This is a genomic window from Roseovarius sp., from assembly GCF_030373445.1.
GTDB lineage: Bacteria > Pseudomonadota > Alphaproteobacteria > Rhodobacterales > Rhodobacteraceae > Roseovarius.
In genome coordinates, this window is sequence record NZ_JAUCYU010000006.1 from 161,220 (window position 1) to 180,566 (window position 19,347).

Here is a 19,347-nt window from a genome sequence, read left to right on the forward strand (position 1 = left end):
TCAAACCCTTTCCGAAGTGATCGGCGCCGCGCCGGTCCACCGCGCCGCGCCCTCGACAATGGCAAGATGATCGCACCCACGCGACGCCTCCGCCAGCGCCGCCACGTGCCCCAGCGCCTGTCCGACGGGCAGACCGGCCGCGATGAGCGCGGCGAACACGTCGCCGATGCCATGGGGCACGTGCCGTACCTTCGCGGTCCGGTACAATTCCGCCCCGCTCTCCGTCACCGACAGTACGCCCGTCTCTGTCTCTCCCAGCGGCGGCGAGGTCACATGCACCACCGGCGCACCCAGCGCCGCTGCCGCTTCCCTCGCCGCGGCCAAATCCGCGCAATCCCGCCCCGTCAGCCAGCCCAGCTCGAACAGGTTCGGCGTCACCACGTCGGCCAGCGGCACCAGCCTGTCCCGCACCGCCTCGGCCACGTCTTCCTTCACGTAAAGCCCCTTAGGCGCATCCCCGAGGATCGGATCGACGACCACACGCACACCGGGCGCCGCCGCCCTCATCCGTTCCACCATTTCGACCGCCGCCTCGACATGCCCCACCCCCGGCATGTAGCCCACCAGAACGCCCGCGTGCCCCGCCAGCCAGCCATTCGCCTCCAGCGCGCCGACCATTTCGGTGATCCGGTCGGGCGCGATGGCCGTGCCCGCCACCTTTGGCCACGCCGGATGGTTCGACAGCACGATCGTCGGCACGCCCGTCACCTCGAACCCGAGCCGCTGACACACGGGCTGCCCCGCCGACAGCCCCACATGCCCCATCGCCACCACGCTCGACAGGATCAGCACGCGCGCCACCTCAGAACGCCCCCATGCTCAGCCCCGCCGCCAGCGCCTGCCCCAGGTCGCGGCATTTCGCCAGCTCCGCCTCGGCAATGGTCTTCTCGGCCAGGATCTCCTCCGGCGTCTGGGCATGGGTGCAGACGATCAGCGGCGCCTGCACCTCCCGCAGGCGCCAGCCCTGCGCGATCCGCGCGATCTGGCGCACCGCGTTGCTGCCGTCCGACCCGGCGCAGACCATCTGGGCATACGGACGTGCCTCGATCCTGCCCAGCACCGGGTAATAGCAGCGGTCGAAGAAATCCTTCATCACCCCGGCAATCGCGGCCAGGTTCTCGGGCGCGCAGAAGATATACCCGTCCGCCCGCAACAGGTCGTCCGGGCCGGCCTTTGCCGCGGGTTTCAGCACCGTGGGCGCCTCGCCCTCGGCGGCGCTGGCGGCGGCCTCGGCCATTTGCCGGCTGCCCCCGGTCTTCGAGTGGTAAACGATCAGAAGTTCTGTCATGCCGCAAACCTAGCGCCCCCGCCGCCGGCTGACCATATCCGGTGTCCGGGCTTGCCCGGCGCCGCGCGCAGGGTTAAAACATTCACAACACCGAATATAAGACGGGAGGAGACAGCATGACCATCACCAGACGGCAGGTTCTGAACGGGCTGGGCTCGGCGGCCCTGGCAACCGGCCTCTCGGGCCTCGCCACCCGGGTCATCGCCGCCGGAAACGGCCGCGAGGTCATCACCGCCAGCGACGGCCATCTCGTCCTGCCCGGCGATTTCGTCTTCGACGGCATGGACGAGGCGCAGCTCGCCCCGATCCTCGACCGCCACGACATCTCCCGCGAGGAGATCCGCCAGCCCTGCAACGTCACCCTGCTGCGCGATGGCGATAGGGTGATCCTGTTCGACGCGGGCGCCGGCCCCCTCTTCATGCCCAGCGCGGGCGACCTGGCGGTCACGCTCGACGGGCTCGGCATCGCGCCCGAAGACGTCACCGACATCGTCTTCACCCATGGCCACCCCGACCATCTCTGGGGCGTGCTCGACGATTTCGACGAGCTGCTCTTCCCCGAGGCCGCCTTTCATTTCGGGCAGGCGGAATGGGATTACTGGTCAGACCCCGACACCGTCGACACCATCGGCGAGGCCCGCGCCGCCTTCGCCGTGGGCGCCCAGCGCCGGCTCGACGCCATCGCCGGAAAGACCAGCTTCTTCACCGATGGCGACGAGGTGCTACCGGGCATCATGGCCCATGCCACCCCCGGCCACACGCCGGGCCACATGTCCTTCGAGATCGCCACCGGGGGCGACCCGGTGCTGGTGGCGGGCGACGCGGTGACCAACGCGCATGTGAATTTCGAACAGCCCGGCTGGCCCAGCGGTTCCGACCAGGACCCCGATCTTGGCGCCGAAACCCGCGCCCGGCTGCTCGACCGGGCCGCCGCCGACGGCCTGCGCCTGATCGGCTTCCACCTGCCCGGCGGCGGCATCGGCCGGGTCGAGCGCACCGGCGACGCCTTCCGCTTCGTGGAGGACGGGGCATGAGGCTCCCGGCCCTCGCCGCCGCCCTCCTCCTCGCCACCGCCGCCACGGCCAGCGAGCGGATCGCCGACAAGTACCCCGGCTCGATGCTCTACGACGCCCCGGTCGAGGTCATCCCCGGCGTCTGGTCGGCCATCGGCGCGTCGGCCCCGCCCACCTACGAGAATTCCGGCCACAACAACAACCTCAGCTTCATCGTCACCGGCGACGGCGTGGTCGTCATCAACGGCGGTGCCGCCTACGGCCTTGCAAAGGCGCTGCATGACGAGATCAGGCGCATCACCGACCAGCCCGTGACGCTCGTCTTCAACGAGAACGGCCAGGGCCACGCCATGCTGGGCAACAGCTACTGGGCGGAACAGGGCGTGCCCATCGTCGCCCACGAGGACGCGGCGCAGGAAATCGAGGAGTATGGCGGCACCGTGCTCGAGGGCATGAAACGCTACAACCGCGACAAGGCCGAGGGCACCACCGTGCAGGGCCCCACGGAAACCTTCTCCGACGCGTACATCGTCGAGATGGGCGATTTCCGCATCGAGGCCCGCTATCTCGGCCCCGCCCACAGCCCCGGCGACATCGTGATCTGGCTGCCCGACCAAAGCCTCGTCATCTCGGGCGACATGGCTTTCCACGAACGGCTTCTGCCGATCTTCCAGCACACCTATACCGCCGACTGGCTGGAAACGTGGGAGACCGAATTCGAACCGCTCGGCGCCACCTACGTGATCCCCGGCCACGGCCATCCGACCAACATGGCGCAAGTCCGCCGGTATACGCGCGACTACCTCGTCTATCTCCGGGGAAAGATCCGCGAGCATATCGACGCGGGCGGCGAACTGGCGGATGCCTATTACGTCGATCAATCCCCCTATGCCCATCTCGACACGTTCGAGGAACTGGCCACGAAGAACGCCGGCCGGGTCTACGAGCAGATGGAGTGGGAATAGCGTCTCAGCCCGCCACCGGATGCGGGGCCGCGCCCCGGTTCAGCAACGCCTGCGTCGCCATGGCGCCCAGCCACATGCAGAACACCGCCACCCACGCGGTCAGCGCCATGATCGCCCCGCCCGACAGGCCCGCGCCCACCGCGCAGCCGCCCGCCAGCATCGCCCCGAACCCCATCAGCCCGGCGCCGAGCAGGTAGCGCTCCATCGGCGTTTCGGCCCCGAACCGCTCTACCCGGAACGTCCCGGTCAGGAGCGCCATGACACCGGCGCCGGCGAACACGCCCGGCACCAGCCCCACGCCGAACCCCGCCGGCAGCCGGGTGCTGTTCACCAGCCCCATCAGCGTGTCCGTCGCCGGCCCGGTGAACGTCACCGACGAGATCGGCACCACTTCGAACGAGACCCTTGCCACCGCGCAGGTCGCGGCCCAGCCCAGCGCCACCGCCAGCCCGACCAGCGCCGCGGCCAGCGCGTGGCTCACCCGCACGCCCCGCCACCACGCCAGCCCGAAGGAGAGCGCAAGCCCGGCCGCCGCCAGCCCGGCGGCCCCGCCCGGCTCCAGCCCCGTGACCGCCAGCAGGTTCCGCGCCGCGCCCCCCGGCACCAGCCAGAGCCGCCCCAGCGCCTCCCGCGCAGGCGCGAGGACCCCGCGCAGCGCCGATTGCGCCACCAGCGTCAGCACCAGCCCGGTCACCAGCGCCCTGAGGTTCCCCGTCGCCGACAGCACCAGCAGCCGGCTCGCGCAGCCCCGCGCCAGAATCATGCCCGCGCCGAACATCAGCCCGCCGAAAACCGCGCCCGACAGGCTGCCGGTCGCGGCCAGCTGGCGCGACTGCGCCACCTCGAACCAGCCCAGCGCCACCGCGCCCTGCACCAGCGCCACCGCGGCGAAGAACGCCACCAGCCAGATCGACAGCCGCGGGCCAAGCTGCCCGCCGGTCACCTCGGCCACCGCCGCCCGCAGGCAGAACCGCGAATGCTGCGCCGCCGCGCCGAACAGCACGCCCACCGCCAGCCCCGCCATCATCAGGACCGCGCCTTCGCCATATGTGTCGATCAGGGTTTCCAACATGCCCGGGTCCTACCCCCGGCCGGCATCCCGTGCCTTGATATGCATCAATTGGAATATGTTTGAGGCGCTATTCCAGCGCCTCCTGCACGATCGTTTCAAGGAAGGCCTGCACCTCCTGCATTTCGCCCTCGGGAAAGGTGCGATAGCCGATCTGCACCGTGCCGTCCCGGTCGATCACGAAGATCCCGTAGGGGCAATGCGCGATGTTCAGCGGATCGGCCTCCATCATCTTCCGCGACAGGCTGGCCGAACAGAACTGCATCACCACCGCCCCGTCATAGAGCACGACATCGCTGCCCACATCCTCGCGCGTGCGGGCCAGCATGTCGCCCACGTCGCTCACGTGATCGACGACCAGCCCCTGCCCGATGATCGCGTTTTCCAGCGCGAAGGTGGCATCCTCGTAACTGCCCTCGAAATCATGGGTCACCACCTCCTCTGCCGCCGTCGGCATCGCGGCCAGCACCAGCGCTGTCACCAGGTATCTCATGCCCGCTCCTTTCGCCGCACCCGAACCTGACCCCATCATGCCAGACGCGCCCCGGTCATGCCAGCCACACCCCCGGCTTCTTCTGGCCCCAAATATCCCCGCCGGAGGCATCCGACAGCCCGTCGCATAACCCCCGCCGCAAACCGGGCACACCCGGCCAGCCCATCACTCGAACGTCGCCAGGTAGGCCGCGATCGCCGCCCGGTCCTCTTCCGATTTCAACCCGGCAAAGGCCATCTTCGTGCCCTTCAGGAACCCGCGCGGGTCGGCCAGGAACGCGGCCAGCGCGTCCTCGGTCCAGACCAGCCCGTCCGCCGCCGCCGTCTCCAGCGGCTTGGAATACCGGAACCCCTCGACCGCCCCGGCGGCCCGGCCCACCACGCCGTTCAGGTGCGGGCCCACGCGGTTTTTCGCCCCCTCGCCCACCTGGTGACAGGCCTTGCACTTGCGGAACACCTTCTCGCCCTCGGCCACCAGCTCCGGGTCCGGCGCGGCCGTCTCCTCCGTCGCCGCCACCTCGACAGCCTCCTCGGCGGCACCATCTTCGCCCTCATCCTCGGGCGTCACGTCCAGCACGCGGGCGCGCATGGTGATCTCGACGCTGTCCTTGCAATCCTCCATGCAAGGCGCGTCCTGCCAGAAATGGCTCTCCGCCTCTTCCCGGTCATCCACGATGAACCCGTCGGCATTGGGCATGGCCACCTCGAGGAAGTTTTCCTGCGACAGCACGAAATCCTCCTCCACCAGGTAGTTGGAGTAAAGGATATAGGCCGTGATCGCGTAGACCTCGTCATCCGACAGGCTCTGCGCATCGCCGAAGGGCATCGAGCGGTGGACGTAATCCCAGACGGTCGACAGGTAGGGCCAGTAGGAGCCCACGGTCTTCACCGGGTCCTTGTCGGCCAAAGTGTCTTCGCCCCCGGCGAGTTCCGGCCAGTTGCCCACGCCTTCCGCGAACTCGCCATGGCACGCGGCGCAGCGGGCCGAGAACAGCCGCTCGCCGTCCTTCACCGAGCCCTGCCCCGCGGGCAGGCCGGTGCCATCGGGATGCACGTCCAGGTCCCACGCGGCAATCTCCTCGGGCAGCGCCGGGCGGCCGAGATCGTACTGCCCGGCCATCGCGGGCCCGGCCAGACCCAGGCACAGGCCCAGCACAACCCATTCACGATACCTCGACATTCTCCGCCTCCCCGCTTTCGCGCACCCACCATGTCTGGATGCCGTTATTGTGGTAGATCGAGTTCTCGCCCCGCACCTCGCGCAGTGCCGCCTTGGAGGGCTGCACATAGCCGGTCTCGTCCATCGCCCGCGACTGCAGCAGCATCTCCGACCCGTCCCACTCGGTATCGAGGTAGAACCGCGTCAGCGCCCGCGCCTCGCCAGCCCGGGCCAGCCGGGCCGTCTCCCACGTGCGGCCGCCATCCTTCGACACGTCGACCCGGGTGATCGCCCCGCGCCCCGACCACGCGAGCCCGGTGATCACCAGCGGCCCTGGCCCGTGCGGGATCGGCGATTGCGGGCTGGGCGAGGTCACGACGGATTTCGCGTCCATCTCCCATGTCCACTTGCGGCTCGTGCCGTCGGCCAGCGTGTCGGTGTACTTGCTGGTCTCCTCACGGCTTTCCACCGGCGCATCCGTCACCTCGACCCGGCGCAGCCACTTGATCCAGAGGTTGCCTTCCCAGCCCGGCACCACCAGCCGCACCGGGTAGCCATGCTCCTTGCGCAGCGCCTCGCCATTGGCCTTGAACGCCACCAGCACGTCATCCAGCGCCTTTTCCATCGGGATCGACCGGCCGTTCGACGAGGCATCGGCGCCCTCGACATAGACCCACTTGCCCTCGCCGTTATACCCGGCCTCCTCGAGGATCGTGCGCAGGGGCACGCCGGTATATTCCATGTTGTGGATCATCCCGTGCGTGAACTGCGCGCCGTTGAGCTGTGCGCCCGCCCATTCCATGCCGGAATTCGCCGCGCATTCGCAGAAATAGACGTGGTTCTCGCGCGGGAAGCGCGTCAGGTCCTCGTAGGTGAAGATCAGCGGCGTCTCGACCATGCCGTTGATCATCAGCCGGTAATCTTCCTTGCGCAGCTCGATCGCGCCGGAATGGTGCCGCTCGAAGGCACAGCCCTGCGGGGTGATCGTGCCGTCCAGCGCATGGATCGGCGTGAAGTTGATCGAGCTGATCGTGTCCGCGGTCAGCCATTCCACGTTCCGCCGGATCACGTCATCCTCGAACCGGATCGGCAGGCCGTAGGGCGTGGCATCCACCCCCTCGCCCAGCCCGGCGGCCCAGTCCTGCACCTCGGTGATCAGCGGATCGGGCCCGGCGGCCCTTGCCGCCCCGGCCCCGACCGCCACCGCCGCCGCCGCGCTCCCGCCAAGGAACGCGCGGCGCGAGGTGGGTTTCCTGAACTGGCTTTCCGACATCGCTCGCCCTCCTTACTCGCCCTCGACGCCCGTGACCGTCACGTCGTCATTCCCGCTCACGCTCACCGTGCCCAACTTGCGGACATGGCTTTCCACCACGTCCCAGATCGGCGGCCCCTCGGTGCCCTCGTTGACGCTGGCCCAGCCGGCGACCACGTAGCTCCGATCCGCCTCGATCGCCTCGCCGCTGCCAAGCAGGGTCAGGTCGGAGATCCGCTCGCCCTGCGGCCTGGACACGTCGATCCGGTAGCCCAGCCCGCCGGTCCGCACCATGTCGCCGCCCTGCTGGTAATAGGGGTTGGGGTTGAAGATGTTGTCGGCCACGTCCTCCAGCACGACCTTCAGGAATTCCCCCGTCATTTCCGTGCGATAGGCCTCGGGATAGCTCATCGAGGTGACGTTCCAGATATCCTCGCGCGTGATGTCGTCGCCCGGTATCAGGCTCGGCCCCCAGCGCACGCCGGGCGACAGGGCGATCTCCGCCTCCCGCTCCGACAGAAGGGCGTCGCAGATCAGGTCGTCCCACGTGCCGTTGAAATTGCCCCGGCGATAGAGCAGGCTGTCGGTCTGGCCGATCACCTCACCCATCTCGGCCTCGAAGGGCGCGCGCTGCTCGTCGATCAGCGCTGTCATCTCCGCATCCGGTTCGATCACGTCCGAGAAGACCGGGATCAGTTTGTGCCGGAAGCCCATCATCCGCCCGTCGCGCACGTCGAGGTCCACCCGGCTGACGAACTTGCCGTTCGACCCGCTCGCCACGATCATCGTCTCGCCCACCAGCACCGGCTCGGGCACGGCATCGTGGGTGTGGCCCGACAGGATCACGTCGATCCCCTCGACCACGGTCGCCATCTGCTTGTCGACGTCGAAGCCGTTATGGCTCAGCACCACGACCAGCTCGGCCCCCTGCCCGCGCACCTCGTTCACCATCTCCTGCATCCGTTCGTCGCGGATGCCGAAGCTGTAATCCGGGAACAGCCAGCTCGGGTTGGCGATCGGCGTGTAGGGGAAGGCCTGCCCGATCACGGCGATCTTGGTGCCGCCGCGCTCGAAGAACTCGTAGGGCGCGAACTCTTCCGACGGCTCGTCCCATTCGGCGTCGAAGATGTTCTGCCCCAGCGCCGCGAAGGGCAGCCCCTCGACCAGCTCGCGCACCCGGTCCTGCCCCAGCGTGAATTCCCAGTGAAAGGTCATCGCGTCGGGCTTCAGCGCGTTCATCACGTTGACCATGTCCTGGCCTTCCGTGTGATGGCAGGTGTAGGAGCCGTGCCAGGTATCGCCGCCATCCAGCAGGATCGCGTCGGGCCGGTCGGCGCGGATGGCGTTCACCACCGTCGCCACGCGGTCCATCCCGCCCATCCGGCCATAGGCCTGCGCCAGCGCGGTGAAATCGTCATAGGTCAGCGCGTAATGCGCGGGGCTGCCATCCTCGATGCCGTACATCTTCCGGAACGTGGCGCCGGTGATATGCGGCACCTCGCCCTTGTTCGCGCCCACACCGATATTCACCTCCGGTTCGCGGAAATAGACCGGTTTCAACTGGGCGTGGATGTCGGTCACGTGAATGAGGCTCACGTTGCCGAACGTGTCGAACTGCAGAAGTTCGTCCTGCGTCAGCGCCTGCTGCGCGGCCAGCTTCGACCAGTTGCCGAACCCGCTGGCCCCCACCAGCGCCGAGGCGGCCATCCCGACCTGAAGAAAATCGCGGCGTGAAATCATGTTATGCGCTTCCTGACCCGCCTTGACATGCGGAATATTGAATGTGTTCAGATAAGGAAAACCCCGCAACGCGCGCGCGATGCGGGGCTCCACTCAGTTACGTACCGACGGTCCCTCGACCGACAGGCCATTGCCGCGGCTCGCGACATACAGTTCCAGCGCCACGAATTCCGGGCTGCCGGGGCTGTAGGTCTCGGCGCGGGTGTCGCGCACGCAGCCCTTGAAGCGCGCGTGCACCGTGTTCAGCTTGGCGTTCTTCAGCCGGTAGACCGGGAAGCCGTTGATCTGCCCCTGGCTCAGGTGGTCGGCGCGGATCATGTTGCCATAGTTGTTCTCGTGGCAATTCGCACAGCTCAGTTCAAGCTGGCCTGTGCGGGTATAGTAGAGCTCCTTGCCGGCCTCCCACGTGCTCTGTGCCGGGCCGTCGATGGCCACGTCCACCGGCATCCCGCGGGACTGGAGCGAGATCAGCGCCTCCATGTTGGCCATCTCGCCGCTGGTGTACCCGTAAGGCTCGGCGCCCATCTGGTCTTCCCGGCAGGCGTTGATCTGCTGGGCCAGCGTGCGCACTTCCTCGGCCTCTTCGTTCCATTTCGGATAGACGGCGCGGACGCCCGTCATGCTGTCTTCGGGGGCGTCGTGGCAGCTGGCACAGGATTTCTCGGCGCTGCCCTCGACCGTTTCCCACTGTTCCATGCCGATATCGACGAACACCATGCCGGGGTTGTCGAAATCGTCCATCTCCAGCGCCTGTGTCTCGTCCGACCGGAAATGCCAGCCCGAGATGATCTCGCTGATGCCGGTCTCTTCCATGTGGGCGGGCGCCTCGGTCTTGGTGACCATCTCGGTCTCGCCGTTGATCACCAGCGTGTCGTCATCCGGCCCGGCCAGCGCCAGGCCCGGCGCGACAAGCAGCGCGGCGGCGGCGGTGAGTGCTTTGAGTTTCATCTAATCCTATCCTCCCTGGCGTGGTTCCGCGCCCTCTTTCCCGGGGCGCGGAACTGGCTTGCAGATCCTCAGCCGACCTCGATCGCCTTGGTTTCCTCGTAGACCGAGCCGTCATCGTCGTTCCAGACGAACTTGAACTCGCCGGCCTCGGGCACCTTGGCGTCGAATTCGAAATACGGGTTGGTCGAGATCGCGGGCTCCATCTTCACGTCGATCACCGTCTCGCCGTTGAAGGTACAGGTGAACTGGTTGATGATCGAGCGCGGGATCTTGTTGCCGTCGCTGTCCTTGCGCTGACCCGATTCCATCTTGTGGCTGATCAGGGTCTTGATCGTGATCACATCCCCGGCCGAGGCCGACGAGGGAACTTTCACGCGGGGGCGTACACCTTTTGCCATCTGTCTTGTCTCCTTGTGCCTCAGCCGCCGCAGCCGCCGATGGTGACCTTCACGGCCTTGGTGGCCTTGGCAAAGCTGCCATCGGCCAGTTTCGCCACCGCGATCACGTCCTGCGAGGTGGCAAGGCGGATGCGGGTCTTGGCGCGGGTGGCCCCGGCCAGCGGGCCGAAATTGAACGTCGCCACGGGCGGCACGGGGTTGCCCGCCGCCAGAACCATGATCGCCGTCGCGCCCTCGGCGCCCACCTCGATCGGCACCGTGTTGCCGTTCTCGGCAATCTCAGGCGCGTCGAGATCGACACCGCCCTCGGCCACGTCGGCCCCGCCGGTGAACTCGGCGATCAACTCGTCGGTCGTCGCGGCCATCGCCGGCATCGGAAGCGCGGCCACCGCGGCGGCGGCCGCCCCGATCACCAGCGTTTCGCGTCTCGTGAATTCCATTGTCATCTCCTCTGGGTGTCTCCGTCGCAGGACGTCACTCTTCCTTCTGGGTCATCAGGAAGGCCACGACATCCTCGATCTGTTGTGCGCTCAGCAAGGGCGGAAGCGGCTCTTCGCCCGCCTTGCCGGTAAAGCCGTCGCCGGGGCGGATGAAGCCGCTGCTCTTGTAATAGGCGGGCATCATCGACTCGGGGAAGGTGTTCTTGGCGTTGCTCACGATCCCGCGCAGCTCGGCCTCGGACCAGCGGTCGCCCGCCCCGTCCAGCATCGGGCCGATCTCGCCGTGAAACGGCGCATCGCTCAGCGCGCTGACCTGGTGGCAGGAAATGCAGTTGCCCATCGACTTGGTCTTCATCACCATCGCGCCGTTCTCGGCATCGCCCTCCGTACCGGTCAGCGAGGTCTCGACCGCGCCGTATTCTCCGAAGGTCACGTCGTCAGGGGCGACCTCGTCGGCTGCCGCGCTGACCGCCGTCATCAGTACGGCCGCGCAAGTTGCTGTGAGTATCCGCATGTGTCCTCCCGTTACACATTCAAGTTTTTATATATCATAGCGTCGACCGCCACGTTCGGGCAAGAATAAATTCGCATTCCTGAATTCGATGCCATTTCATGTCCGGCTCAGTCTCCCAGGTCGACGTCGCGTTCGCGAACCATCCGCGCGTGGTAGCGCTGGAAATCCTCGGCGTTATCGCCGTCATACCGTTTTTCGTTGACCCAGGTCAGAAGGTCAAGCGTGGTGCCCGCCTCGAAGGCGCCGGGCATCACCGCCACGGCGGCCTGCGCGGCGGTCTGACCTTCCTCCACCTCCTCGGGCATGAACAGGATCGAGGGGGTGAACATCACCCCCCATTTCCGCGCGGCATCGCGTTCCGAGATCAGCTCGCCGTCGAAATCCGTCACCTCCGTCGCGCCGTAGAGGTCCATCTGGATGACGAAGTAATTGGCCTCGATGTAGTCCTCGATCACCTCCATCGGAAAGACGTTCTCGTGCATCCGCGTGCAGTAGATGCAGCCGCGCTGCTCGAACAGGATCATCAGCCGCTTGCCCTCGGCATTGGCTTCGGCCAGGTCCTCGTTCAGGTCCTTGAACGTGTCCCGCATCCAGTCGGTCTTGTGCAGCCCGTCATCGCCCAGCTCGGCGGCAAAGACCGGCAGGGCCAGCACCAGGGCGGCGATCAAACTCAGCAGGCGTGTCATCCCGTTTCTCCTCCGTCAGATATTCTGGAAGGCCGGAAAGGCCTCCAGCATCCATTGCGCGATATAGTTGACACTATCGGTCGCGATCAGAACCGCAAACACGATCAGCAGCAACCCCATCGCCTTTTCCACCTTCGGCAAATGCCGCCGGAACCGCGCGGCGAACCGCAAAAACGGCCCGATGAACAGCGCCGCGATCATGAAGGGCGTCGTCATCGCCAGCCCGAATACCAGCAGCAGCACCAGCCCCCGCAGCGCCGTGGCCTCCGTCGAGGCGGTGAACACCACCGCGGTCAGCACGCCGCCCACGCAGGGCGTCCACCCGGCGGCAAAGGCGAACCCCACCACGTAGGCGCCCGTCACCGACATCTTCTGGGTCGAGCCGGCCTCCATCTGGAAGACCCGGTTCAGGAACCCGATCTTCAGCACGCCCAGGAAGTGCAGCCCTAGGATGAAGACGATCAGCGCCGCCACCAGCCGGAATTCCGTCTGCACGGACCGGAACGCCTGGCTCAGGCCGAAGGCCGCGGCCCCCAGCAGCACGAACACCGTGATGATCCCGGCCGAGAACATCACCGACGCCCAGAACGCCCGCCGCCGCACGCCCGGCGCCAGCTCGCCCTCGCCGCTGATCTCCTGCATCGAGGCGCCGGCCATGTAACTCAGGTAGAACGGCACGATCGGCAGCACGCAGGGCGAGAAGAAAACGATCAGCCCGCCAAGAAAGGCGCCAATCAGCGAAACATCCAGCATAATCCACGCCCGTCATTCTTGATCGCATGTCATATTCAAACTATGTTATATGTCGCGATCCCGTCAACCGGAGCCTTCATGCCCTTTCGACCTGCAATTGTCACGGCCCTCCTTCTGGCCGCCATCACCGCGCTGCCCTTGCGCGCGGTAGACGCGGCCGAGCTGGTCATGGTCGAACGGCCCGGCTGCCACTGGTGCCAGCTCTGGCACGAGGAGATCGGCGCAAGCTACGACAAGACGGACGAGGCCCGCCGCGCCCCCCTCCGCCGCGTCCGCATCGGCGACCTGCCCCCCGACATCGATTTCGCCACAACGCCCGTCTACACCCCCACCTTCGTGCTGGTCGAGGACGGCGCGGAACTCGGCCGGATCGAGGGCTACCCGGGCGAGCATTTCTTCTGGCCGATGCTGACGCAGCTGCTCGACGCCCACCCCGAGGCCACCGGGGAAGGCTCATGACCCCCGGCCTGCCCTCCGGGACCACCGACGCGCCTGATACCCCGGCCACGCAGGCCGAGCTCGACCGCATGGTGCAAAGCGCCACCGAGGCCGCAACCTTCCTCAAGGCGATCAGCCACGAGGGTCGGATGATGATCCTCTGCCACCTGACCACCGGCGAGAAATCGGTGACCGAACTGGAAGAACTGCTCTCCGCCCGGCAGGCCGCGGTGTCGCAACAGCTCTCGCGCCTCCGCGCCGAAGGGCTCGTCGCCCCGCGCCGCGAGGGCAAGACCATCTACTACCGTTTGACAGACGATCGCGCGATCCGAATACTCGACACCGTCCACGACCTCTTCTGCGGCAAGCGCTGAGGTCCGGGCACCGGGAGGAGGAAAACTTGTTCGACGGCATCTCCGATGCGGCGCTGATGGCCCTCGTGGGCCTCTTCGGTGGCACGCTGCTGGGCCTCGCGGCCCGGCTGGGGCGTTTCTGCACCCTCGGCGCCATCGAGGATTTTCTCTACCAGCACAGCGCCCTGCGCCTGCGCATGTGGGTGCTCGCCATCGGCGTCGCGACCTTCGGCGTGCATCTCCTCGCCGGGTTCGGCGCCATCGACCTCTCGCAAACCCTCTACCTTGCCTCGCCCTGGTCGCCCGTCGCCAGCATCCTCGGCGGGCTCATTTTCGGCTATGGCATGTCGATCGCCGGCACCTGCGGTTTCGGCGCCCTGGCCCGCACCGGCGGCGGCGATTTCCGCGCCTTCGTCATCGTGCTGGTCATGGGCATCTCGGCCTATGTCATGCTCTCCGGCCCCCTCGCCTCCGCCCGCGTGGCGCTGATCGAGGCCACCGAGCTTGGCCTCGACACCCTCTCCATCGCCGGCGTCATCGGCCAGGTCGCGGGCGGCGGCGCCATCGGCCCCGGCCTCGTCATCGGCCTTGCCATCACGGTGGCGGCGCTGGCCTCGAAGGCATTTCTCTCCAGCCCCGCCACGCTGGCATGGTCCGCCATCGTCGGCCTTGCCATCGTCTCGGGCTGGTGGGGCAGTTCGGCCATCGTCCAGAGCCATCTCAGCGCCCTGCCGGTGGTCTCGCACACCTACTCGGCCCCCCTGGGCGAAACCCTCCTCTACGTCATGACCTCCAGCGGCGGCGGGCTCAGCTTCGGCGTGGGCTCGGTCGCGGGCGTGCTTGCCGGGGCCTTCGCGGGCAGCCTGATCAAGGGCCATTTCCGCTGGGAAGCCTGCGAGGACCCCCGCGAACTGCGCCGGCAGGTGCTGGGCGCGGTGCTGATGGGCTTCGGCGCGGTGCTGGCCTTCGGCTGCACCATCGGCCAGGGGCTCTCGGCCTTCTCGGTGCTGGCCTTCTCGGCGCCGGTCACCTTCGCCGCAATTTTCATCGGTGCCGCCATCGGCCTGCGCCAGCTCATCACCGGCTTCGCCATTTCCTGAGAAACCGGTTACGCTCCGGATGGCGCGGGGCTATCGTCGTCCGTGACAGGCAATACAGTTCGACGGCATGATGAATACCCCCGACATCCTCGTCTTCTCCGATCTCGACGGCACGTTGCTGGACCATGACGACTATTCCTGGGCGCCGGCCAAACCCGCCCTCGACGCGTTGAAGGCAAAGGGCTGCGGCGTCATCCTCGCCAGCAGCAAGACCGCCGCCGAGATCGCCCCGCTCCGGGCCGAAATGGGGCTCGGTGACTGGCCCGCCATTGTCGAGAACGGCAGCGGCCTGCTGCCCGCGGGCCACGCGGCGACGGAGACCGGCGACAGCCCCTATGCCGACCTCCGCGCCCGCCTCGCCGGCCTGCCGCCGGGTTTCCGCGGCTTCGGCGACATGGACACGGCCGAAGTGGCCGGGATCACCGGCCTGCCCGAACCCGCCGCGGCGCTGGCCCGGGATCGCCGCTTCTCCGAACCCGGCCTCTGGACGGGAACCGACGCCGCCCTCGAACGTTTCCTCAAGGCCGCCGACGCGGCCGGCCTCTCCGCCCGGCGCGGCGGCCGTTTCCTCACCCTATCTTTCGGAGGCACCAAGGCCGGCCGCATGGACGAGATCATCGACACCTACCGCCCGCGCCACACCATCGCCCTCGGCGATGCCCCGAACGATACCGAGATGCTGGACCGCGCCGACCACGGCGTCGTCATCCGCAACGACGCCGCCCCGCCCCTGCCGCCGCTGGCGGGCGAGGCCGAGGGCCGCATCCGCCGCACCGCCGAGGAAGGCCCGGCAGGCTGGTGCCACGCCGTCCTTGCGCTTATGCAGGACCTCGGGCTTACCGAAACGCAACGCTGACAACAGGCCAGGGCATGAGCGACTTTCACCAGAACGGCAACATCACCACCCTTCACAACCTGCGCACCCGCAGCCTTGACGACCTCGAATACGAGCTTCAGGCCTTCGCCGAGAGCCGCCGCATCACGCTGGTCCTGCCCTGCCTCTACTCCGAGCTCGAGGGCCCGGCGCTGCCCAACATCCTGGCCGAGCTCAAGACCGTGCCCTACCTGCACCGCATCATCGTGGGCCTCGACCAGGCCGACGAGGCCCAGTTCCGCCACGCCCGCGAATTCTTCGCCGAGCTGCCGCAGAACCACACGGTGCTCTGGAACGAAAGCCCCCGGATGCTGGCCCTCGGCGACCGTCTCCGGGAGCACGGCCTCTACCCGCAGGAGCCCGGCAAGGGCAAGAACGTCTGGACCTGCATGGGCTACCTGATCGCCTGCGCCGACAGCTCGGTCATGGCGATCCACGATTGCGACATCCTCACCTACGACCGCGCGATGCTGGCCTCGCTGGTCTACCCGGTCGCCAACCCGACCTTCCCCTACCAGATGGCCAAGGGCTACTACCCCCGTATCGGCGAGGGGAAGCTGAACGGCCGGGTGACGCGCCTTCTGGTCAGCCCGCTGCTCATCGCGCTCAAGAAGGTGGTGGGCGACCGCGACTACCTCGATTACCTGCGCAGCTTCCGCTACCCGCTCTCGGGCGAGTTCGCCCTGCGGACCCAATCGCTCCCCGACCTGCGCATCCCCTCCGACTGGGGGCTCGAGATCGGCGTCCTGTCCGAGGCCTGGCGCAACCTCGCCCCGCAATCGGTCTGCCAGGTCGAGATCTCGGATGCCTACGACCACAAGCACCAGGACCTCTCGGAAGAGGACGCCAGCAAGGGCCTCAGCCGCATGTCCACCGACATCTGCAAGGCGGTCTTCCGCAAGCTCGCCTCCGACGGCACGGTGTTCACGCCCAACCTCTTCCGAACGCTCAAGGCCACCTATTACCGCCAGGCGCTCGACCTGCTGGAAAGCTACTACAACGACGCCAAGATGAACGGCCTCCGCGTCGACCGCCACAAGGAGGAGAAGTCGGTCGAACTGTTCGCCGAGAACATCATCCGCGCCGGGCAGATCTTCCTCGAGAACCCCAACGAAAGCCCCTTCATCCCAACGTGGAACCGCGTCCACGCCGCCGATCCACAGTTCCTGCGCGACCTCAGGCAGGCCGCCAACGAGGACGCGGCGGAATACGCCTGAGGGGGGGCGTTTTCCGCGCGGAAAACGGCCAGGAAAACAGGGTTTTCCTGCCGGAATTTTCAAATTCCGGTTGAGTATTTTCACCAAGAAGAAGCAGGGGGCGCGTCAGCCCCGGTTGGAGATCCACCGGCACTGGTAGGGGGCGAAGACGATGTCCTCGGCGTCCGTCACGATATCCTCGCCCGACAGCAGGTCGACCCAGCGTTCGCCCTCAATCATGTTGAACGCATAGGGGCTGACCCGCACCTCGTCGGCGCTGACATTGTGGATGGCGAAGATCGACTGGTGCCGGTCGAGGCTCTGCCGCCACACCCCGAAGAGCCGCTCGTCCAGCGCCAGCGTGAACTGCGTGGCATTGGGGTGGAACGCCTTCTGCTTCGAGCGCAGCCTCAGGCGCTCGGCCATCCCGGCCATCACCCTCGCCTGGTCCGAGCCCGCGTCGCCCAGCTTCTCCAGAAGGTCGGGGTAATGCCAGCGATGCCGGTTGATCGCCCGGTTCATCCCCCGCCGCGCCACCGCGTCGTGATCGTTGGGCGTGGCCAGCAGCGCGTGGATGTAGAAGGCCGGGATTCCCTCCAGCGACATCACGATCGTCTGCGAGCACAGGAACCGGTCGTGGTGATGCTCGTCCTCGCCGTGGAACGTCTGCCGCATCGCCTCGAAGAGCGAACAGTTGAGCTCGTAGGGCGCCTCGCGCCCGTCGGGCAGCGTGCGCATCGACACGAGGCCGCCGGCCGCCGTCACCGCCTCGATCATCCGCGCCTGCTCCTCGGGCGGCAGAACGCCCTCGGCGGGGCGCATCCCGATCCCGTCATGGCTGGCGGTGAAGTTGAGATAGGCACAGCCCAGCTGCGCCGGCGGCATCGCCGATTGCCAGCGGTGCAGGTAGCGCGCCGTGCCCGACTGCACCGCGTGCAGGATCAGCGGCGGCAGGGGGAAGTTGTAAACCGCGTGCGCCTCGTTCCGGTTGCCGAAATAGCTGAGGTTCTCGGTCCGCGGCACGTTGGTCTCGGTCAGCAGAACCACCGTTTCGGTCGCGTAGTCGCACAGGAGCCGCATGAGCTGTACGATGGCATGGGTCTGCGGCAGGTGGATGCAGGGCGTGCCCGGCTCCTTCCAGACGAAGGCCACCGCGTCGAGCCGCAGGATGCGCACCCCCCGGTCGATATGCATCCGGATGATGCGCAGCATCTCGAGCAGCACCTCGGGGTTGGTGAAATCGAGGTCCACCTGGTCATGGCTGAAGGTACACCAGACATGCTTCGCCCCGTCCCGCGTCTCGACCTCGCGCAGAAGCGGCGTCGTGCGCGGGCGCACCACCTGGCTCAAATCGTCCTCGGGGTTGCCCTCGTAGAAGAACCGGTCATAGGGCTCCCGCCCCTGCATGTAGTCGTGAAACCACGACCCCTGGCTCGACACGTGGTTGAGCACCAGGTCAGACATCAGGTGGAACTGGCTCGCGATCCGGGTGATATCCGTCCAGTCGCCCAGCTGCGGGTTAACGGAACGGTAATCGGTCACCGCGAACCCGTCATCGGAACTGAACGGGAAGAACGGCAGGATATGCACCCCGTTCACCACCCCCTGCATCCGTTCGGTCAGGAAATCCTCCAGCAGGTCCAGCGGCTTGTAGGTGCCGTCGATGATCGAGTTGCCATAGGTGATCAGCACCGCGTCCTGCTCCGACCAGAGCCGGTTCGACGGCGCCCGCGCCCGCTTGCGCCGGTGCGAGCCCTCGGGCCAGAACGCCTCGACGATCTGGCCGCAGATCGCCTTCTGATCGGCCTCCGGGTAGATTCGGCCGACCAGCGCGCGCAGCCGCGCCTCGAATGGGTTGGGTCTGCTGGGCACGGGCCCGCGTCCCTCCTGCCTGTGTCGCACCGCCTGGGGCGCCTTGGTTAAGGCTTGTTTTTCAGCGTTTTAACCGCCTTGTCAAACAACCGGTGCCGCAAAACGCGCGATGCCGCCGCCCCGGCCGCCGCTTGGCCCGAAGATTGGGCAGGTCCGGCGCCCGCTCAGGCGAATATCTGCCCCGCATGCTCGGAAAGGTAAATCCGCAGCCACGGCGTGAAAATCTCCGGCCGCTCGCGCGTCTGCGCGGCCAGTGCCGCCATCGGCACCCAGTCCACCGCCATCACCTCTGCCGGGTTCGGCACCGGCACGGGCTTCTCCGCCACCCGCGCCACGAAGATATCCACCCGCTCGTGCTCGGTCAGCCCGCCGCCCACATCGGCGCGGTAGGTCACCTGGTCGCGGTGCTCGAGGTCGAGCCCCTCCAGCCCCAGCTCCTGCCGCAGCCGCCGATGGGCGCAGGCCTCCGGCGCCTCGCCCCAGTGCGGGTGCGTGCAGCAGGTGTTCGCCCACAGCCCCGGCGTGTGATACTTTCCCAGCGCCCGCCGCTGGATCAGCACCGCCTCGCCGCACAGCACGAAGACCGACACCGCCTTGTGCAGGAGGCCCCGGCGATGCACCTCGATCTTCTCCACGGGCACAAGGCCGCCCTCCACCCAGGCGGGGATCATGTCGGGCGTCACGGTCTCTGCTCCGGTCATGGCGTCACTCGTCCTGCAATCCTTCCGTCGCAGCGCCATGTAACGCCCATCCCGCCCGGATGCCAGCACCTGCGACACCGCGTTGCGTTGACGGGC

22 protein-coding genes are annotated in these 19,347 nt (G+C 67.3%); 7 read left to right on the forward strand and 15 right to left on the reverse strand.

The features are described 5' to 3' along the window. Together QUV18_RS12660 and QUV18_RS12665 are read right to left on the reverse strand one after the other, a co-directional pair. Positions 1-801, reverse strand: coding sequence for a pyridoxal kinase (locus QUV18_RS12660; RefSeq protein WP_300894296.1), 801 nt, complete (start codon positions 799-801; stop codon positions 1-3). A gap of 1 nt (position 802) precedes the next feature. Further along, the gene (locus tag QUV18_RS12665) at positions 803-1,288 is read right to left on the reverse strand and encodes an NAD(P)H-dependent oxidoreductase (protein ID WP_300894297.1); all 486 of its coding nucleotides are present in this window, start codon (positions 1,286-1,288) and stop codon (positions 803-805) included. A gap of 116 nt (positions 1,289-1,404) precedes the next feature. On the opposite strand from QUV18_RS12665, the gene QUV18_RS12670 reads away from it, so the two are divergent. Further along, a complete protein-coding gene (locus tag QUV18_RS12670; protein WP_300894298.1) occupies positions 1,405-2,322 on the forward strand; it encodes an MBL fold metallo-hydrolase in 918 nt (305 codons plus the stop codon). Then, complete coding sequence (locus QUV18_RS12675) at positions 2,319-3,266, forward strand: MBL fold metallo-hydrolase (protein WP_300894299.1); 948 nt, start codon at positions 2,319-2,321, stop codon at positions 3,264-3,266. The genes QUV18_RS12670 and QUV18_RS12675 overlap by 4 nt, the downstream gene beginning before the upstream one ends. A 4-nt stretch (positions 3,267-3,270) precedes the next feature. Here the strand turns inward: QUV18_RS12675 and QUV18_RS12680 are convergent, their stop codons facing one another. The 11 genes from QUV18_RS12680 to QUV18_RS12730 form a co-directional block, all read right to left on the reverse strand. Then, positions 3,271-4,338: a YeeE/YedE family protein gene (locus QUV18_RS12680; protein WP_300894300.1), complete on the reverse strand. Its 1,068-nt coding sequence runs from the start codon at positions 4,336-4,338 to the stop codon at positions 3,271-3,273. Between the two features lie 67 nt (positions 4,339-4,405). Next, positions 4,406-4,828: a DUF302 domain-containing protein gene (locus tag QUV18_RS12685; RefSeq protein WP_300894301.1), complete on the reverse strand. Its 423-nt coding sequence runs from the start codon at positions 4,826-4,828 to the stop codon at positions 4,406-4,408. 165 nt (positions 4,829-4,993) lie between these two features. Beyond that, positions 4,994-6,007, reverse strand: coding sequence for a c-type cytochrome (locus QUV18_RS12690; protein ID WP_300894302.1), 1,014 nt, complete (start codon positions 6,005-6,007; stop codon positions 4,994-4,996). Continuing rightward, positions 5,991-7,259 carry a sulfite dehydrogenase gene (gene soxC, locus QUV18_RS12695; protein ID WP_300894303.1) on the reverse strand — a complete coding sequence of 423 codons (1,269 nt, stop codon included), beginning with the start codon at positions 7,257-7,259 and terminating at the stop codon, positions 5,991-5,993. The genes QUV18_RS12690 and soxC overlap by 17 nt, the downstream gene beginning before the upstream one ends. A 12-nt stretch (positions 7,260-7,271) precedes the next feature. Continuing rightward, positions 7,272-8,978: a thiosulfohydrolase SoxB gene (soxB, locus tag QUV18_RS12700; RefSeq protein WP_300894304.1), complete on the reverse strand. Its 1,707-nt coding sequence runs from the start codon at positions 8,976-8,978 to the stop codon at positions 7,272-7,274. Positions 8,979-9,071: 93 nt separating this feature from the next. Beyond that, positions 9,072-9,926 (reverse strand): sulfur oxidation c-type cytochrome SoxA, encoded by an 855-nt coding sequence (soxA, locus tag QUV18_RS12705; protein ID WP_300894305.1) that lies wholly within the window; start codon positions 9,924-9,926, stop codon positions 9,072-9,074. A 68-nt stretch (positions 9,927-9,994) separates the two neighbouring features. After that, positions 9,995-10,324, reverse strand: coding sequence for a thiosulfate oxidation carrier complex protein SoxZ (gene soxZ, locus QUV18_RS12710; RefSeq protein WP_300894306.1), 330 nt, complete (start codon positions 10,322-10,324; stop codon positions 9,995-9,997). 20 nt (positions 10,325-10,344) lie between these two features. Then, positions 10,345-10,764 carry a thiosulfate oxidation carrier protein SoxY gene (gene soxY, locus QUV18_RS12715; protein WP_300894307.1) on the reverse strand — a complete coding sequence of 140 codons (420 nt, stop codon included), beginning with the start codon at positions 10,762-10,764 and terminating at the stop codon, positions 10,345-10,347. Positions 10,765-10,798: 34 nt separating this feature from the next. After that, positions 10,799-11,278, reverse strand: coding sequence for a sulfur oxidation c-type cytochrome SoxX (soxX, locus tag QUV18_RS12720; RefSeq protein ID WP_300894308.1), 480 nt, complete (start codon positions 11,276-11,278; stop codon positions 10,799-10,801). Positions 11,279-11,385: 107 nt separating this feature from the next. Next, a complete protein-coding gene (locus QUV18_RS12725; protein ID WP_300894309.1) occupies positions 11,386-11,964 on the reverse strand; it encodes a thioredoxin family protein in 579 nt (192 codons plus the stop codon). Positions 11,965-11,979: 15 nt separating this feature from the next. Further along, positions 11,980-12,717: a cytochrome c biogenesis protein CcdA gene (locus QUV18_RS12730; protein WP_300894310.1), complete on the reverse strand. Its 738-nt coding sequence runs from the start codon at positions 12,715-12,717 to the stop codon at positions 11,980-11,982. A gap of 78 nt (positions 12,718-12,795) precedes the next feature. On the opposite strand from QUV18_RS12730, the gene QUV18_RS12735 reads away from it, so the two are divergent. From QUV18_RS12735 to QUV18_RS12755, 5 genes are all read left to right on the forward strand, one after another. After that, positions 12,796-13,176, forward strand: coding sequence for a hypothetical protein (locus QUV18_RS12735; RefSeq protein ID WP_300894311.1), 381 nt, complete (start codon positions 12,796-12,798; stop codon positions 13,174-13,176). Further along, positions 13,173-13,529: a metalloregulator ArsR/SmtB family transcription factor gene (locus QUV18_RS12740; RefSeq protein WP_300894312.1), complete on the forward strand. Its 357-nt coding sequence runs from the start codon at positions 13,173-13,175 to the stop codon at positions 13,527-13,529. The genes QUV18_RS12735 and QUV18_RS12740 overlap by 4 nt, the downstream gene beginning before the upstream one ends. A 26-nt stretch (positions 13,530-13,555) precedes the next feature. Beyond that, positions 13,556-14,608: a YeeE/YedE family protein gene (locus tag QUV18_RS12745; RefSeq protein ID WP_300894313.1), complete on the forward strand. Its 1,053-nt coding sequence runs from the start codon at positions 13,556-13,558 to the stop codon at positions 14,606-14,608. A 70-nt stretch (positions 14,609-14,678) separates the two neighbouring features. Continuing rightward, positions 14,679-15,464 carry an HAD-IIB family hydrolase gene (locus QUV18_RS12750; RefSeq protein WP_366914651.1) on the forward strand — a complete coding sequence of 262 codons (786 nt, stop codon included), beginning with the start codon at positions 14,679-14,681 and terminating at the stop codon, positions 15,462-15,464. A gap of 14 nt (positions 15,465-15,478) precedes the next feature. Further along, positions 15,479-16,699 carry a glycosyl transferase gene (locus QUV18_RS12755; protein ID WP_300894315.1) on the forward strand — a complete coding sequence of 407 codons (1,221 nt, stop codon included), beginning with the start codon at positions 15,479-15,481 and terminating at the stop codon, positions 16,697-16,699. A 105-nt stretch (positions 16,700-16,804) separates the two neighbouring features. Here QUV18_RS12755 and QUV18_RS12760 read toward each other — a convergent pair whose 3' ends face one another. Together QUV18_RS12760 and idi are read right to left on the reverse strand one after the other, a co-directional pair. Beyond that, positions 16,805-18,550, reverse strand: coding sequence for a sugar phosphorylase (locus QUV18_RS12760; RefSeq protein WP_300894316.1), 1,746 nt, complete (start codon positions 18,548-18,550; stop codon positions 16,805-16,807). 164 nt (positions 18,551-18,714) lie between these two features. Further along, on the reverse strand, positions 18,715-19,251 hold the full coding sequence (gene idi / locus QUV18_RS12765; protein ID WP_300894317.1) for an isopentenyl-diphosphate Delta-isomerase: 537 nt from the start codon (positions 19,249-19,251) through the stop codon (positions 18,715-18,717). Positions 19,252-19,347 lie beyond the last annotated feature (96 nt).

Coding starts and splice junctions, on each gene's coding strand:
- QUV18_RS12665 (WP_300894297.1), bottom strand. CDS start 1,288: ATGACAGAACTTCTGATCGTTTACCACTCGAAGACCGGGGGCAGCCGG.
- QUV18_RS12670 (WP_300894298.1), top strand. CDS start 1,405: ATGACCATCACCAGACGGCAGGTTCTGAACGGGCTGGGCTCGGCGGCC.
- QUV18_RS12675 (WP_300894299.1), top strand. CDS start 2,319: ATGAGGCTCCCGGCCCTCGCCGCCGCCCTCCTCCTCGCCACCGCCGCC.
- QUV18_RS12680 (WP_300894300.1), bottom strand. CDS start 4,338: ATGTTGGAAACCCTGATCGACACATATGGCGAAGGCGCGGTCCTGATG.
- QUV18_RS12685 (WP_300894301.1), bottom strand. CDS start 4,828: ATGAGATACCTGGTGACAGCGCTGGTGCTGGCCGCGATGCCGACGGCG.
- QUV18_RS12690 (WP_300894302.1), bottom strand. CDS start 6,007: ATGTCGAGGTATCGTGAATGGGTTGTGCTGGGCCTGTGCCTGGGTCTG.
- soxC (WP_300894303.1), bottom strand. CDS start 7,259: ATGTCGGAAAGCCAGTTCAGGAAACCCACCTCGCGCCGCGCGTTCCTT.
- soxB (WP_300894304.1), bottom strand. CDS start 8,978: ATGATTTCACGCCGCGATTTTCTTCAGGTCGGGATGGCCGCCTCGGCG.
- soxA (WP_300894305.1), bottom strand. CDS start 9,926: ATGAAACTCAAAGCACTCACCGCCGCCGCCGCGCTGCTTGTCGCGCCG.
- soxZ (WP_300894306.1), bottom strand. CDS start 10,324: ATGGCAAAAGGTGTACGCCCCCGCGTGAAAGTTCCCTCGTCGGCCTCG.
- soxY (WP_300894307.1), bottom strand. CDS start 10,764: ATGGAATTCACGAGACGCGAAACGCTGGTGATCGGGGCGGCCGCCGCC.
- soxX (WP_300894308.1), bottom strand. CDS start 11,278: ATGCGGATACTCACAGCAACTTGCGCGGCCGTACTGATGACGGCGGTC.
- QUV18_RS12725 (WP_300894309.1), bottom strand. CDS start 11,964: ATGACACGCCTGCTGAGTTTGATCGCCGCCCTGGTGCTGGCCCTGCCG.
- QUV18_RS12730 (WP_300894310.1), bottom strand. CDS start 12,717: ATGCTGGATGTTTCGCTGATTGGCGCCTTTCTTGGCGGGCTGATCGTT.
- QUV18_RS12735 (WP_300894311.1), top strand. CDS start 12,796: ATGCCCTTTCGACCTGCAATTGTCACGGCCCTCCTTCTGGCCGCCATC.
- QUV18_RS12740 (WP_300894312.1), top strand. CDS start 13,173: ATGACCCCCGGCCTGCCCTCCGGGACCACCGACGCGCCTGATACCCCG.
- QUV18_RS12750 (WP_366914651.1), top strand. CDS start 14,679: ATGAATACCCCCGACATCCTCGTCTTCTCCGATCTCGACGGCACGTTG.
- QUV18_RS12755 (WP_300894315.1), top strand. CDS start 15,479: ATGAGCGACTTTCACCAGAACGGCAACATCACCACCCTTCACAACCTG.
- idi (WP_300894317.1), bottom strand. CDS start 19,251: ATGACCGGAGCAGAGACCGTGACGCCCGACATGATCCCCGCCTGGGTG.